Source organism: Microbacterium alkaliflavum (assembly GCF_044325405.1).
GTDB classification, from domain to species: Bacteria; Actinomycetota; Actinomycetes; order Actinomycetales; family Microbacteriaceae; genus Microbacterium; species Microbacterium alkaliflavum.
This window is the reverse complement of record NZ_JBIQWL010000008.1, coordinates 1-14,511: the sequence shown is the minus strand read 5'-3', so window position 1 is coordinate 14,511 and position 14,511 is coordinate 1. Positions and strand designations below refer to the sequence as shown.

The 14,511-nt window shown below is 73.2% G+C and carries 13 protein-coding genes; 6 read left to right on the top strand and 7 right to left on the bottom strand.

What is annotated here, in order from left to right:
• Positions 1 to 9: 9 nt before the first annotated feature.
• Positions 10 to 696: a hemerythrin domain-containing protein gene (locus tag ACH3VR_RS17645; RefSeq protein WP_397557629.1), complete on the bottom strand. Its 687-nt coding sequence runs from the start codon at positions 694 to 696 to the stop codon at positions 10 to 12.
• A gap of 148 nt (positions 697 to 844) precedes the next feature.
• On the opposite strand from ACH3VR_RS17645, the gene ACH3VR_RS17640 reads away from it, so the two are divergent.
• Together ACH3VR_RS17640 and ACH3VR_RS17635 are read left to right on the top strand one after the other, a co-directional pair.
• The gene (locus tag ACH3VR_RS17640; protein ID WP_397557628.1) at positions 845 to 1,657 is read left to right on the top strand and encodes an ABC transporter ATP-binding protein; all 813 of its coding nucleotides are present in this window, start codon (positions 845 to 847) and stop codon (positions 1,655 to 1,657) included.
• A gap of 23 nt (positions 1,658 to 1,680) precedes the next feature.
• Complete coding sequence (locus tag ACH3VR_RS17635; protein ID WP_397557752.1) at positions 1,681 to 3,117, top strand: ABC transporter permease; 1,437 nt, start codon at positions 1,681 to 1,683, stop codon at positions 3,115 to 3,117.
• A 259-nt stretch (positions 3,118 to 3,376) separates the two neighbouring features.
• Here the strand turns inward: ACH3VR_RS17635 and ACH3VR_RS17630 are convergent, their stop codons facing one another.
• Positions 3,377 to 3,886, bottom strand: a complete 510-nt coding sequence (locus ACH3VR_RS17630) for a hypothetical protein (RefSeq protein WP_397557627.1) — start codon at positions 3,884 to 3,886, stop codon at positions 3,377 to 3,379.
• Positions 3,887 to 3,924: 38 nt separating this feature from the next.
• Here ACH3VR_RS17630 and ACH3VR_RS17625 point away from each other — a divergent pair, with 38 nt between their 5' ends.
• On the top strand, positions 3,925 to 4,497 hold the full coding sequence (locus ACH3VR_RS17625; RefSeq protein WP_397557626.1) for a 2-phosphosulfolactate phosphatase: 573 nt from the start codon (positions 3,925 to 3,927) through the stop codon (positions 4,495 to 4,497).
• 728 nt (positions 4,498 to 5,225) lie between these two features.
• Here ACH3VR_RS17625 and ACH3VR_RS17620 read toward each other — a convergent pair.
• The 3 genes from ACH3VR_RS17620 to ACH3VR_RS17610 form a co-directional block, all read right to left on the bottom strand.
• Positions 5,226 to 5,714, bottom strand: coding sequence for a SprT-like domain-containing protein (locus tag ACH3VR_RS17620; protein WP_397557625.1), 489 nt, complete (start codon positions 5,712 to 5,714; stop codon positions 5,226 to 5,228).
• 30 nt (positions 5,715 to 5,744) lie between these two features.
• Positions 5,745 to 6,269, bottom strand: a complete 525-nt coding sequence (locus ACH3VR_RS17615; RefSeq protein WP_397557624.1) for a hypothetical protein — start codon at positions 6,267 to 6,269, stop codon at positions 5,745 to 5,747.
• A 104-nt stretch (positions 6,270 to 6,373) separates the two neighbouring features.
• Entirely contained in the window at positions 6,374 to 7,240 is an 867-nt protein-coding gene (locus ACH3VR_RS17610; RefSeq protein ID WP_397557623.1) for a spermidine synthase, read from the bottom strand.
• Between the two features lie 128 nt (positions 7,241 to 7,368).
• Between ACH3VR_RS17610 and ACH3VR_RS17605 the strand changes: the two genes are divergently transcribed.
• Together ACH3VR_RS17605 and ACH3VR_RS17600 are read left to right on the top strand one after the other, a co-directional pair.
• On the top strand, positions 7,369 to 8,124 hold the full coding sequence (locus ACH3VR_RS17605) for a LamB/YcsF family protein (RefSeq protein ID WP_397557622.1): 756 nt from the start codon (positions 7,369 to 7,371) through the stop codon (positions 8,122 to 8,124).
• Positions 8,121 to 9,758 (top strand): 5-oxoprolinase subunit B/C family protein, encoded by a 1,638-nt coding sequence (locus tag ACH3VR_RS17600; RefSeq protein ID WP_397557621.1) that lies wholly within the window; start codon positions 8,121 to 8,123, stop codon positions 9,756 to 9,758. The genes ACH3VR_RS17605 and ACH3VR_RS17600 overlap by 4 nt, the downstream gene beginning before the upstream one ends.
• Positions 9,759 to 9,939: 181 nt before the next feature.
• Here the strand turns inward: ACH3VR_RS17600 and ACH3VR_RS17595 are convergent, their stop codons facing one another.
• The gene (locus ACH3VR_RS17595) at positions 9,940 to 10,761 is read right to left on the bottom strand and encodes an alpha/beta fold hydrolase (RefSeq protein WP_397557620.1); all 822 of its coding nucleotides are present in this window, start codon (positions 10,759 to 10,761) and stop codon (positions 9,940 to 9,942) included.
• Positions 10,762 to 10,977: 216 nt separating this feature from the next.
• Here ACH3VR_RS17595 and ACH3VR_RS17590 point away from each other — a divergent pair, with 216 nt between their 5' ends.
• Positions 10,978 to 11,991 carry a GlxA family transcriptional regulator gene (locus tag ACH3VR_RS17590; RefSeq protein ID WP_397557619.1) on the top strand — a complete coding sequence of 338 codons (1,014 nt, stop codon included), beginning with the start codon at positions 10,978 to 10,980 and terminating at the stop codon, positions 11,989 to 11,991.
• A gap of 298 nt (positions 11,992 to 12,289) precedes the next feature.
• On the opposite strand, the gene ACH3VR_RS17585 is transcribed toward ACH3VR_RS17590, so the two are convergent.
• Positions 12,290 to 14,511 (bottom strand): ATP-binding protein (locus tag ACH3VR_RS17585; RefSeq protein WP_397557618.1); only part of this gene is annotated, 2,222 nt, incomplete at its 5' end.

Below are 14,511 nucleotides of genomic sequence, written 5' to 3'. Positions count from 1 at the left end.
GCCTGACGGTCAGCGGCCCTCGAGGGCGGCGCGGTGTCTCTCGTAGCGAGGCTTGCCGACCCATCGCCACAGCAGCCGCACGGGGCCGGGAAGGCTCTTGTGCATCCACTCGTCGCCGCCGTCGGGCTGCGACGCGAGGATGAGGCCGAGCGAGTTCCACGCCTGGCCCTTCGGCGTCGCCTTTCTCCCGTGCTCGCCGAACCAGTCGACCTCCTTCTGCGTGATGACGGTCTCCATGACGGGGACGATGTTCGCCTCCTCGTCGGGGAGGTGCACGTCGAGGGCGTGGTTGATCCCGCCGATCGCTGCCAGGACGGGCGCGGCATCCCCTTTCTTCGCCGTGCGGCGCCAGGCAGGAAGCGCCGCGTCGAGCTCGTCGAGGTGCACGAGCAGCTCGGCGTGGTGCTGCTTCATTCGCTCGACGTGCACGATGCACGCCGGCGCGCGCTCTTCGAGAGGAGCCCAGAGCCGCTGATCCTCGCCCTCGTGGTGGGCGTGCAGGGCGACCGAGAGCAGGTTCAGCTGGTCGGCCACGCCGCCGGCGTGCGCGAGGTCGCCGTCCGCGACGCGCCCCACGAGGTCGGGGGCCTCGCCGAACCCCACCTTGTACATGCGGTGGATCTCGGCCATCCCGCTCGCATCGCAGGTTTTGGCCTTCGGGACGTCGCCGCTCGGCGGCAGGGAAGTTGCGGGCATCGTCGGGCTCCTTCCGCGGACTCGGCTCGACGCTAGCGGCCGCCGCCGACGGCGGGAAGGGGGCGTCGCCCGGGATCATCCTCGAGATGTACGCGGATGCCTCTCGCGGCCGACGCGCGCACGCGGGCGCGATTCCTAGCGTCGAAGCATGCACATCTCATCGACCGACCTCGGCCTCGCGGCCCGGGTGCAGCAGCTGACCAAGACATACGGCTCGGGCGAGGGCGCGGTGACCGCCCTCGACGGCGTCAGCGTCGGCATCCGCCGCGGGGAGTTCACCGCGATCATGGGTCCGTCCGGCTCGGGCAAGTCCACGCTCATGCACATCATGGCCGGACTGGATGCCCCCACCGGCGGCCGCGCGTGGATCGGCGACACCGAGATCACGGGCCTCAGCGACCTCGAGCTGACGATCCTGCGCCGACGGCGGGTCGGGTTCGTGTTCCAGGCCTTCAACCTCGTGCCGACGCTGGACGCGATGGCCAACATCCTCCTGCCGTTCGACCTCGACGGCCGCCGCCCGAGCGCTCTCGAGCGGGCTCGCATCGACGGACTCGTCCAGTCGCTCGGCCTGGCCTCCCGCCTGAGGCACCGGCCTCACGAGCTGTCCGGCGGACAGCAGCAGCGCGTCGCGATCGCCCGCGCTCTCGCGACCTCGCCCGACCTCGTCTTCGCCGACGAGCCGACCGGCAACCTCGACTCCCGCACGGGACGCGAGGTGCTCGCGCTGCTGCAGACGGCGACTCGTGAGCATGGCCAGTCGATCGCGATGGTCACGCATGACCCCGTCGCCGCGAGCCATGCCGACCGCGTGCTCTTCCTCGGCGACGGTCGCATCACGGCCGACAAGCCGCGGCAGAGCGCCGAGGAGATCTCGGCCTACATGCTCGCCGCCGAGCTCGGCACTGCGCCCGCGACGTCCGCGATTCCCGTCGTCAGGTCTGCCGAGGTGCCGGCGTGACCGCCGCGGCTGTGGACACGCGGATGCCGCGCGTCGCGTCATCCGGCTCCCTCGCCTGGCTTCGGGAACGGGGCATGGGGGCGAGCATCCTCGTCGCGGCGCTGTCGAGCGCCTTCGGCGTCGTGCTGATCTCGGCGACCGGGTTCATCGGCGCGATGCTCCGCGCCGATCCGTACATCGGCGACAGTGGCACGCTCGCGTTCGTGCTGAGCTTCATGACGACGCTGCTCGTCGGCGTCGCCGTGTACGTCGCGGCGATCGTGACCGCCAACACGTTCTCGACCGTTGTCGCCGGACGCACGCGGAGCATCGCACTTCTGCGCCTCATCGGAGCCTCCGCGCGGTCGCAGCGTCGCGAGGTCGCCCGGCAGGGCCTGGTCGTCGGGATCATAGGCGCACTGGTCGGACTCGTCGCCGGCACCCTTCTCTCGGCCGCAGGCGTCGCCGTGCTGACCGCCGTCCTGGGGCTCGACGGCGTCTCTTATCCCGTCGTGCAGGGCGCGCTCCTCCTGCCCGCGGCGATCGTCGCGCTCACCACGTGGACCGCCGCGTGGGCGGGGTCGCGCCGCGTGCTCACCGTCACGCCGCTGCAGGCGCTCGGCGGCTCGGTCGAGGCATCCCGCGAGACGATCGCCCGCCGCAGCGGACGCCACGTCGCGGCCCTCGCGCTGTTCGTCGCGGGCGGAGCGCTGCTCGCCCTCGGCATCCTTGCGGGCCTTTACACGCCGCTCGGGGTCTTGGTCGCGTTCATCGGCGGCATCCTGTCGTTCACGGGACTCGCGCTCGGTGCGACGCTCGTCATGCCGCCCGTCCTGCGCCTGGTCGGCCGCTGCTTCGGGTCGTCGGCGACCGCGCGGCTCGCGGCCGAGAACGCGCTGCGCTATCCCGAGCGCTCGAGCCGCATGGCGATCGGCGTCGTCATGGGCGTCACCCTTGTCACGATGTTCGCGGTCGCCCTCGAGACGGTGAAGGCCGTGCTCACGGTGTCGGCGGGCGGGGAACTGCCGAGCGAGATGTCGACGGTCATCGACTCGTTCGCCGCCATCATGATGGGCCTCGTCGCCGTGTCGGCGGTCATCGCGGCCGTCGGCCTCGTCAACCTCCTGACGCTCGGGGTCGTGCAGCGCCGCCGTGAGCTGGGGCTGCTCCGCGCGCTCGGGCTGTCGAACCGCCAGGTGCGGCGCGTCGTGCTGCTCGAGGCCGCGCACATCACGATCGCCGCCCTCGTGACCGGCCTCGTGCTCGGCGTCGCCTACGGATGGGCGGGCGCGCAGTCGCTCCTCGGCTCGGTGCCGATCGACCCCGAGGCGCCGAGCGTCATGAACTTCGTCGCGCCGGCCGTGCCGATCTGGCCCGTCGTCATCGTCGTCGGCGCGACGGCGCTGCTCACCCTCGTCGCGACGGTCGTGCCGACGCGGCTCGCCACGCGCGTCGCGCCCGTCGAGGCGCTGGCGGAGTAGGTTCCGTCGCCGTTCGGGGCGGCGACGGTTCGGGATGCCGCGGCCCGGCTTCGGCCGCGGCATCCCGCTTCGCGGTCATGCCGCGATCGGCGCGCGACCGGCCGCGATCGGCGCGGCGACCGGCCGCGATCGGCGCGGAGACCGGCCGCGATCGGGTCCCGGGTACCGGCCGCGATCGAGTCCCGGGTACCGGCCGCGATCGGGTCCCGGGTACCGGCCGCGATCGAGTCCCGGGTACCGGCCGCGATCGGGTCGCGGGTCAGGCGGTGGGTGCCGGCTCCGGGTCGTGCGCCCATGTCGGCGCGAGGGCGCGGATGCGCGCGGCGCGCCACTGCCACACGCCCCACAGCACGGGCCAGAGCGCGGGCGCCGTCGGCCCGCCGATGACGAGCCGGTCACGCCAGAGCGTGCGCGACGGGTCGCCGGGGGCGGGCGAGACCGCCATCTGGTGGTCCCACACGTCGAGGCTCGACAGCGGACCGGTCAGCGGGATGCCGCTGTCGCGGAAGATCCGGACCGGGCCGCTCGGGCCGTCGGCGAAGCGCTCGCTCATGTGGATGAGCTGGCGCCCCATCGGCACGACGCCGAGGGCGCTGAGCTGCACGGGCACGTCGTCTCCGGGCGACCATGAGGTCGGCAGCCCGTGCGGCACGAGCGGATCGAGGTCGAGCAGAGGACCGTACAGTTCGGCGACCGCACGGGGCGAGTGGACGGCCCGCCACGCGGCATCCGCATCGCAGTCGATCACGAGCTTGAGCAGAACGCGCATGCTCCAGTCTCGCACTCGACCCCGCCTAGGCTGTCGGGGTGTCTTCGCCTTTCGACCAGTCCACGTACCAGGTGCGCTTCGAATGGGGCGCGGACGGGCTCGCCCGTCTGGCTCCTGCCGACGTCGTGGTGCTCGTGGACGTGCTCGAGGCCTCGACGAACGTCATCGAGGCATTGGATCGGGATGCCTCCACCGGCGTCGCCCCGTTCGGCGAGCTCGCGGGAGGCTCGGCGCTCACGCTCGTCGGCGCTCTGACGAACGCGTCCGCGGTCGCCGGCGCCGTGCTCGCGGAGCAGAAGCGGCGCAGTGCCCGCACGAGCGTCGCCGTGATCGCCGGCGGCGACGGGCCGCGGTTCGCCGTGGAAGACCTCCTCGGAGCCGGGGCGATCATCGCGGCGCTCGCCGACCGCGGGATCGACCACTCCTCACCCGAGGCGGCGGTCGCGTGCGAGGCCTTCCGCGCGCTGCGCGGCGCGACCCGGCACCTGCTGACGGCGAGCGGATCGGGTCGCGCACTCGCCGAGCGCGCCGACGGGGTGCGCGCCGCCGCGGCCCTCGACGCGTCATCGGCCGTGCCCGTGCTGCGCGACGGCGCCTTCGTCGCACTCTGACCTCCCCTGCTCGTCGGCCGACGCGACCGACTGCGCCCGCTGGAGGCGCGGCTGCGTCGGGCCGGCCGCGTTGGGTGGGCGCGTATCGTCGGTGCCGGCGGGTGACGCGACGGACTGCGCCCGCTGAGGCCGCGGCTGCGCCGGACGGCCCGGTTGGGTGGGCGCGTATCGTCGGTGCCGGCGGGTGACGCGACCGACTGCGCCCGCTGAGGCCGCGGCTGCGCCGGACCGGCCGGTTGGGTGGGCGCGTATCGTCGCTGCCGGTGGGTGACGCGACGGACTGCGCCCACTGAGGCCGCGGCTGCGCCGGACCGGCCCGGTTGGGTGGGCGCGTATCGCGCTGCCGGTGGGTGACGCGACGGACTGCGCCCACTGAGGCCGCGGCTGCGCCGGACCGGCCCGGTTGGGTGGGCGCGTATCGCGCTGCCGGTGGGTGACGCGACGGACTGCGCCCACTGAGGCCGCGGCTGCGCCGGACCGGCCCGGTTGGGTGGGCGCGTATCGCGCTGCCGGTGGGTGACGCGACGGACTGCGCCCACTGAGGCCGCGGCTGCGCCGGACCGGCCCGGTGGGTGGGCGCGTATCGTCGTTGCCGGCGGGTGACGCGACGGACTGCGCCCGCTGAGGCCGCGGCTGCGCCGGACGGCCCGCGTTGGGTGGGCGCGTATCGTCGGTGCCGGCGGCCGACGCGACGGACTGCGCCCACCGAAGGCGCGGCGCGACCGGGGTCAGCGCGGGGTCATCGCGGCGAGCCGCGTCGCGGGGCTGATCTCGCGGCGGGTCCAGGTGAACAGGAACCGCTGGTCGAAATGCGGCGCGCACTTCACGCATGAGGTCGCGCGCGACGGCCGCCGATGCCGGTACGCGGTGTGGCCCGACGGGCACACTCCGACCCACGGGGCGAGCTCGGTCGCCGTCTCGCCGTGATGCGTCACTCCGCCCGTGTAGCCGAGGTCGCGGGCGACGGCCTTCCAGCGCGCGCCGTGCGCGGCATCCGGCCCGGCCATCGCGTGGGCGACCTCGTGGAGGAGCGTCTGATGGTTGTCGTCGTCGTCGTAGCGCGCCGCGAGGTACCGCGAGACCGTGATGCGCTTGCGCGTGTAGTCGCACTGCCCCGCGCGGCGCTTGGCGTTGTCGAATGCGAACGACCAGGAGTCGTCGAGGTGGGCCGCGATGAGGGCCTCCGCCCATCGGCGGACGCGATGCAATTCCGACATGCCGGAGAGACTAGAACAGACCTACGACACTCAGCTGGCGACGGCCCGTGCGCGTCGTCGATCCGCGGCGTCGATCGCCAGCAGCGTCGACTCGAGCTGGACGTCGGTCGCACCCGACTCCTGCCGCAGGAAGAGCGCGCGCTTGAAGTCTTCGCGCGAGGCCTCGTAGTCCTCCGCGTCGTAGTGCACCTTGCCGCGGTGCTGGTAGGCGAACGCCGCGATGGCGCTCCAGCCCTGCCCCTCGGCCTCCTCCGCGCACATGTTGAGCTCCTGCTCGGCCGCGGCGTAAGCGCCGCGCTGCTGCATGACCGACGCATGCAGGATGCGCGCCCGCAGCAGATCCTTGCGCGTGCCCGCCATGCGCGCGAGCCGCACCGACTGCTCGGACAGCACGAGCGAGTCGTCGAGCCGGTCGAGCACCTTGAGCAGCCAGACGCGCTCGAGGAGGGCCGCCAGAGAGCGCTGCTCGCCGATCTCGTCGAGCCGCTCCTTGCACTGGCGGGGGTCGATCCGTTCGCGAAGCGTATCGGGGTCGTATCCGTGGATATAGCTCACCGTCGACTCCCTTCCGCTCTCACCGGTTCGCCGTCCCAGTCTGCCCCGCACCCCTCGGCAGTGCTGCCCCGGCACGCCGGGTCGCGGCATCCCTCATCGAAAGTTCAGCGGTCGAAGACGGATGCCGACGGCTTCGGCGACGGCGTCGCATCGACGTCGGTCGCCGGCCGCGCTCCGCGCACGAACTCGTCGAGCTCGGTGCCCTGGGCGACCTTCGCGGGATGGGGTCCCGCGGCCATGAGGCGCGGCAGCCACTCGGTCGGCAGTGGAGCGGGGGATGCCGCGATCACGAGGTTGCCGAACCGGCGACCCTTGAGCGTCTGCACCTCGGCGAGCACGACGACGTGGGCGAGCACGGCCCGGACGGTCGCGACCTGCCGCCGCGCGAAGCTCAGCCCCGCGCCGTCGGCGACGTTGACGAGCAGCACCCCGTCGGGCGCGAGGAGTCGCGCCGCCGCCGTGTAGAACTCGATGGTCGTGAGGTGGGCCGGCGTCTGGGCGCCCGAGTAGACGTCGGAGACGAGCAGATCGACGGCGCCGACGAGCGCGGCCGGGAGGCGTCCGAGCCCGTCGCGGGCGTCGCCGATGCGCACGCGGATCGCTGCGCCGCGCGGGAGCGGCAGGTTCTCCCGCACGAGATCGACGAGCGCGGGCTCCAGCTCGATGACCTGCTGACGAGAGCCAGGCCTGGTCGCCTCGACGTAGCGCGGGATCGTCAGGGCGCCGGCGCCCAGATGCACGGCCGTGAGCGGCTGTCCCGGCATCCTGAGCCTGTCGATCACCGCGCCCATCCGTGCGACGTATTCGAAGTGCAGGTGCGTCGGATCGTCGAGGTCGACGTGCGACTGCGGCGTGCCGTCGACGATGAGCTCGTGGCCGCTCGTGAATCCCGACGGGAGGATGCGCGCGAGGGTGCCGTCGGAGAGCCGGGTCTGCGGTTCGTCGGTCGGTTCCCGTCGCGCCCTGGCCATGGTTCCCACGGTATCCCGTGCCGAACCACACTCCCGCGCCCAGCCCACACCCGATTCCCGACCATCGACTGTGGTGTCGAGCACGGAGTGCGGGTTTGCGGGCCGAGGGGCCGGACTAGCGTGGATTCATGAGCGCCATCGACCTCAACGCCGACCTCGGCGAGACCGTCGACGGAGTGCCGACGGCCGACGACGAGGCGATGTTCGCCGTCATCTCCAGTGCGAACGTCGCATGCGGCGGGCACGCGGGGGATGCCGCCTCCATGCGCGAGGCCGTCGAGCGCGCCGGCCGGTTCGGCGTGGCCGTCGGCGGCCACCCCTCGTACCCCGACAAGGCGGGCTTCGGGCGGGCGCGAATCGAGATCGAGCCCGCCGCGCTGCGCGCGAGCGTCGAGGCGCAGCTCGCGGAGCTGATCGACGCCGGCGCGAACCTGCGCTACGTCAAGCCGCACGGCGCCCTGTACCACTCGGTCACGACGGGCCGGCGTGAGGCCGCAGCCGTCGTCGCCGCGATCGCCGACGTGTCGGCCCGGCTCGGTCGCGCGCTCCCGATCCTCGGGCTCGACGGCGCCGTCACCATCGCCGCGACCGAGGCGGGCCTCCCGTTCGTGCGCGAGGCGTTCCTCGACCGCGGCTACCGGCCCGATGGGTCGCTCGTGCCGCGCGGCGAGCCCGGCGCCCTCCTCGACGATCCGCTGCTCGTCGCGGCCCGCGCGGTCCGGCTGGCGCGCGACGGCGTGGTCGTCGCGGTCGACGGTTCCGAGATCGCGGCGGACGCGGCATCCCTGTGCCTGCACGGCGACTCGCCCGCGGCGGTCAGCATGGCGCGCGCCGTGCGGTCCGCGCTCGACGCCGAGAACATCGAGGTGCGCGCGCCGTGGTGAGGGTGCGGCTCCTGCCGATGGGCGAGCGCGCGGTCGTCGCCGAGGTCGTGTCGCTCGACGAGGTGCTCGCGCTGCACGCCGCACTCACGGCGTCGCGCCCCACCGGTGTCGTGGACCTCGTGCCGGCGGCCCGTACGCTGCTCGTGCACGTCGACCCGCGACAGACGGCGCTCGCGGCCGCGCGGGCGTGGATCGAACGGACCGCGAGGGGAGTGGATGCCGCGGCCCGCCCCGGCTCGCAGACGCACGTCGAGTTGGACGCCGTGTACGACGGCCCCGACCTCGCCGAGACTGCCGCGCTGCTCGGGCTCGGCGTCGACGAGCTGGTGGCCCGGCACTCGGCGGCAGCGTGGACCGTCGCGTTCACGGGCTTCGCACCGGGATTCGGGTATCTCGTGAGCGACGATTGGCGGTTCGACGTGCCGCGCCTCGCGAGCCCCCGTACGCGCGTGCCCGCCGGCGCGATCGGCCTCGCCGCCGGCTTCACGGGTGCCTATCCCCGCGAGACGCCGGGCGGTTGGCGGCTCATCGCGACGACCCGGACCGTGCTGTTCGATCCGGATGCCGCGTCCCCCGCTCTCCTCGCCCCGGGCACGGAGGTGCGCTTCCGCCCCACCTCACCCCGGTCCCCGAGCTCGGCGACTGGCGCGGCCTCGACCTCCCCCCGGTCCCCGAGCTTGTCGAGGGGTCGGGCCCGAGCCGCCGAGGAGCAGGGGGCCCTGAGCTCAGGGACCGGGAAGACCCGGTCCGCCGCGTCGTCACGCGTCCCCGCCCTGCGGATCGTCGAGCCGGGCCTGCTCGCGACGATCCAGGACCTCGGCCGTCCCGGCGCCGCGTCGCTCGGCGTCGCGCCTTCGGGTGCGCTCGACCGCGGCGCACTTCGCACGGCGAACCGCCTCGTCGGCAACCGCGAGGGCGCGGCGGGCGTGGAGGTCACGATGGGCGGGTTCCGTGCCGTCGCCGAGGCCGACCTCTGGTTCGCGGTCGCGGGTGCGTGGGGGGCGGTCCGGCTCGACGGCCGTGAGGTCGACCCGTACGAGGCGCACGCCTGGGCCGCCGGCGCCGAGCTGCACCTCGATTGGTTCGCGCACGGCGCCCGGGCCTACCTCGCGGTCCGCGGAGGGCTTGACGCCCGCACGGTCCTCGGCTCCCGCGCGACCGACCTGCTCGCGGGGCTCGGCCCCGAGCCGCTCCATGCCGGCACCGCGATCGCGCTCGCGGGCGAGGCATCCCTCCCCATCCCGCCTGCCGCGATCGCACCCTGGGGCGTGCCGCACGACGACGGGCTCGAGGTGGAGCTGGCCCCCGGAGCGCGGGCGGACTGGTTCGCGGCATCCGCTCTCCGCGACCTGTTCGAGGCCGTCTGGACCGTCACGAACGACGCGGACCGCGTCGGCGTACGTCTCGACGGTCCCGTGCTCGACCGGGCGCGGGAGGGTGAGCTGCCGAGCGAGGGCATGGTGCCGGGCGCCCTCCAGGTGCCGCCGACGGGCCGGCCCACCATCCTCCTCGCCGACGGCCCCGTGACCGGCGGGTACCCCGTGATCGCGGTCGCGACGGATGCCTCGCTCGACGCGATCGCGCAGGCGCGGCCGGGCAGCCGCATCCGGTTCCGTCATGCCCGCGCGACGTGAGCGACGACTTCCAGCTCGTCGTTCCTCTTCCAAAGCCCGTGCTGGCACCGAACGCCCACGTCGTGCCACGTCCACAGCGTGGGCTCTCGCCGAGAGCACGGGCTATGGACCGAGTGAGACGACGGATGCTGCCGCGTGGGACCCGGGAGTCCTCGACGGACTCCCGGGTCCCGCCGCGAGTTCAGTCCTCGATGAACGCGAGGATGTCCGCGATCAGCGCCTTCTGGTACTCGCCGGCGATGCCGTGCGGGGCGCCCTCGTAGACCTTGAGCGTGCCCTCCGAGACGAGGGCGATCGACTTCTCGGCGGCCGCCGCGATCGGCACGATCTGGTCGTCCGAGCCGTGCGCGAGCAGGATCGGCACCTCCAGCGCTTCGAGGTCGTCGGTGAAGTCGGTCTCGGAGAACACCTTGACGCACTCGTAGGCGGCCGCGAGACCGGCGAGCATCCCCTGGCGCTGGAAGTCGTCGATGAGACCCTGCGAGACCGCCGCACCCTCGCGGTTGAAGCCGTAGAACGGCACCGCGAGGTCCTTGTAGAACTGCGAGCGGTCGGCGAGCACACCGGCGCGGATGCCGTCGAAGGCTTCGATCGGCGTGCCCTCGGGGTTCGTCTCGGACTGGACCATGATCGGCGGCACGGCACCGGCGGTGACGACCTTCCGGACGCGGCCCTTCCCGTGCTGCGCGGCGTAGCGGACGACCTCGCCGCCGCCCGTCGAGTGACCGATCACGACGAGGTCGGTGAGGTCGAGGTGCTCGATGAGCTCGGCCAGGTCCCGGGCGTAGGTGTCCATGTCGTGCCCGCGGTCGGTGTTGGTCGAGCGGCCGTGACCGCGACGATCGTGGGCGATGGCGCGGTATCCGGCGTCGGCGAGCAGCTTGGACTCGACGGCCCACGCGTCTGAGCTCAGGGGCCAGCCGTGGCTCAGCACGACCGGCTTCCCGGTGCCCCAGTCGGTGTAATGGATCTCGGTGCCGTCGGAGGTGGTGAACGTCGGCATGGGGGACTCCTTGCGATCACTGGGCCGACCCGTCGCCCCACTCGCCGGAGCCGTCACGGGCGACGGCGCCACCTCGAGCCTCGCCGAACCACGGCCTCCGCGCCCCGCGAGAACGGCCGCGCATCCCACGAATCGGGACCACTTCGCGGACACCGGGATGGACAGTCATCGAACGGCCGAATTGGACGCGCACGAGGCATCCAGAAGGATGTCGGTATGCGCTCGACCCCCGCCCGCCGGAGAATCGCGTTCCTGCTCTTCGACGGTGTGAAGAGCCTCGACTACGTGGGCCCGGCCGAGGTGTTCGTCGAAGCCAACCAGGCGGTGCAGGGCTATGAGGTCGTGCTGCTCTCACCCGACGGGCGAGAGGTGATGACATCGCTCGGCAGCACGGTCTCGGTGCACGGATCGGCCGGCGACGCCGGAGACTTCGACACCGTGATCGTGCCGGGCAGCGAGTTGCCGCCTCGCGAATTCGCCCGAGCGCCGTTGACGGATGCGACAGCCGCCCTCGCATCGCGCGCACGCCGTGTCGTCTCCATCTGCAGCGGCGCCTTCGTCCTCGCCGAGATCGGTGCGCTCGACGGCAAGCGCGCCACGACGCACTGGAAGTTCGCGTCGGAGCTGCAGAGCCGCTACCCGCGCGTGCACGTCGAGCCGGACGCGATCTTCGTCCGAGACGGCGACGTCTCGACGTCCGCCGGCGTCGCGGCGGGCATCGACCTCGCGCTCGCGCTGGTCGAGGACGATCACGGCGCCGACGTGGCACGGCACGTCGCCCAGCTGCTCCTCGTCTACCTGCAGCGCTCCGGCGGCCAGTCGCAGTATTCGGTGCCGCTGCGCGCCCGTGCCCAACCGGCGTCGATCGTGCGTCGGGCGACCGACCTCGTCGACGCGGATCCCGCGCGCACCTGGAGCGTACCGGACCTCGCCGGACTGGTCGCGGTGAGCCCGCGCCACCTGACACGCCGCTTCCGGGAAGAGCTCGGGCAGTCGCCGTCCGAGTACGTCAACGCCGTGCGCTTCGACCTCGCCCGGGTACACCTCGAGGGTGGTGCGAGCGTGACGGCGACCGCCGCGCAGGCGGGCTACGGCAGCGCGGAGGGGATGCGCCGCGCGTTCATCGCCCGCCTCGGGATCTCGCCGTCGCAGTACCAGCGGGCGTTCCGATCCGCGATCCCCGCTGCGCCGGACGGGCGCACCCCGCGCCTGCTCGATCTCGCGTCCTGACGCCCGGTCGCGCTACCGCCGGGCGAGCTCGTGTCGTCCGCCCTTCCGCGCTGATCCGGCCTCCGTCAACTACGTACGATCTCGCCCAGCACACACGTCGTTCGCGTCGACGACGTGTGGCCTCGGCGAGTGCGTACGAAGTCGCCGGGTGGATACCGTCTCCCGGCGCCGCTCGTCCAGAGCCCGTGCTGTCACCGAGCGCCCACGTCGTGCACGGTGCGGAGCGTGGGCTTTCGGCGAGAGCACGGGCTATGGACAGGGAAGAGAGAGAGGACGGGATGATGCGCCGCGGCGCGGGTCACCAGTGCCGCAGGGCTCCCTCGAGGGGGCGGAGCTCGGACTCGGGGAGGGCGAGGGCGATCGCCTCGGCGGCGGTCAGATCGGCGCCCGCGAGCTCGCCTGCGGCGACGCCGTCGGGGTCGGATTCGCGCAGCGCCGCGAGGTGCGGCGTGTGCACCGTGAACGCTTCGACATCGAACACGCCGATGCGGTGCCGGATCGTCTCGGCCGCCTTCGCGAGGGCGCCGGCGCGCCAGGCGTCGCCGCGGACGGCGGCCACGGCGCACACGCCCTCGAGGCCGTACGCGACGCCCTCGTCGTAGTGCAGCCGGATCGACAGGTGCAGCGTCTCGATGAACTCGGCCTCGGCCGCCTCGACGTCGCCGCGCAGGAAGTTGAGCCGCGCGCGCAGGTTGCCGCCCACCGACGTCGTGAACAGGTCGCCGCTCGCGCGCGAGACGGCCAGCGCCTCGCCGAAGCGCTCGAGCGCGGCATCCGTGTCTCCGCGCACCCACGCGAGGCGCCCGAGCGAGACGCGCGTGATCGCCTCCGCCCAGTTGTTGCCGTGCTCGTGCAGGCGCGCGACGGCCTCGGTGAGCTCGGCTTCGGCCTTCTCCCCGTCGAGGTCGGAGTACTGCACGCGCGCCGTCGCGCGGGCGGCGAGCGCCATTGCCGAGGCATCGGCGTCCCCGCTCTCGGCGAACAGGCGCACGCACTCGCCGAGTCCTGCGACGACCTGTTCGCTGGGGCGCTGCCACATCTCGCCCCACAGCGCGAAGAACCACGCGACGGCGCGCGTGTGCTGCGAGATCGGGGCCTCCTTCTCGAGGAGCTCGAGCATCCACACGCGCACTTCGCCGAAGAACCCGGCGATCCACCAGTAGATGAGCAGCCGCCACGCGAAGTGGCCCGCGTCGTCGAGGCGGTCGGTGTAGATGAGGTGGCGCTCGGCCGCGCGCAGATTGGGCAGCTCGAGGGCGAGCTCCGCGACGGCGCCCGCCTGTCGCCTGCCGCCGAGGTCGGGGGCGACGCGCTCCACGAGCGACCCGTAGTAGTCGGCGTGCGCGGCGCGCATGCGGTCGGCCTCGCCGCGCTCCTTGAGGCGGCCGAGCGAGTACTCCCGCACGACCACGAGCAGCGCGTACACGGTGCGCCCGTCGACCTCCGTCGCCTTGACGAGCGAGCCGTCGACGAGGGCCGTGATGCCGTCGATGCCCTGGCCGTCCCACGAGCGTCCGGCGCCGAGGGCTTCCACGGCCTCGAGGGTGAACCTCCGGGCGAAGACGCCGAGGTCCTCCATGAGGTCGCGCTGCTCCTCGGGGAGCAGGCTCACGCTCCAGTCGATCGTCGCGCGCATCGTGCGGTGGCGCTCGGGGAGGTCGCGGACGGCCGCCGTGAGCAGCGGCAGGCTCTGCTCCAGCCGCTCCGCGATCGCCTGCGGCGTCAGCAGCCTCACCTTGGCTGCGGCGAGCTCGATCGCGAGAGGCAGCCCCTCGAGGCGGCGGCAGATGTCGGCGACGGCGCGCGCGTTGTCCTCGGTCAGCTCGAACCCCGGCTTCGCCGCCTCCGCGCGGTCGACGAAGAGGCTGCAGGCCGTCGACCGCCGGGCGCGCTCGAGCGACGTCGGCACCGTGTCGTCGGGCGTGGCGAGCGCGCCGACGTCGTAGACCCGTTCGCCGCGGATGCGCAGCACGATGCGGCTCGTCACGAGGAAGGTCGCGAGCGGCGCGAGATCGTAGAGCCGCACGAGCAGGGGCGCGGCATCCACGATCTGCTCGAAGTTGTCGAGCACCACCAGCACCCGGCGCTGCGCGAGGGCGTGCGCGATGCGCTCTTCGAGGGCGGCCTCGCCGTTGTCGCGGATGTTGAGGAAGTACGCGATGGTCGGCAGCAGCAGGCCCGCCTCGAGCACGCCCTCCAACGGCACGAAGTAGACGCCGTCGGGGAAGATGTCGGCGCTTCCGAGCGCCGTCTCGATCGCGAGCCGGCTCTTGCCGATCCCGCCGGGCCCGATGAGGCTCACGACGCGGTGGTCCGCGGCCAGGAGCGCCCGGACCGCCTCGAGATCGTGCTCGCGACCGATCGTCGTCGTGTACGGCACCGGCACCCTGCCCGCCATCGGTTCGACGGAATCGCCGGATCTGGGAACGGGGGATGCCTCGTCCCGCGATTCGTCGAAGCGTTCGGCGAGGAGGGTGGCGAGGTCGTCGGCGATGCGGTCTTGGAGTTCTTCGGCGGTGG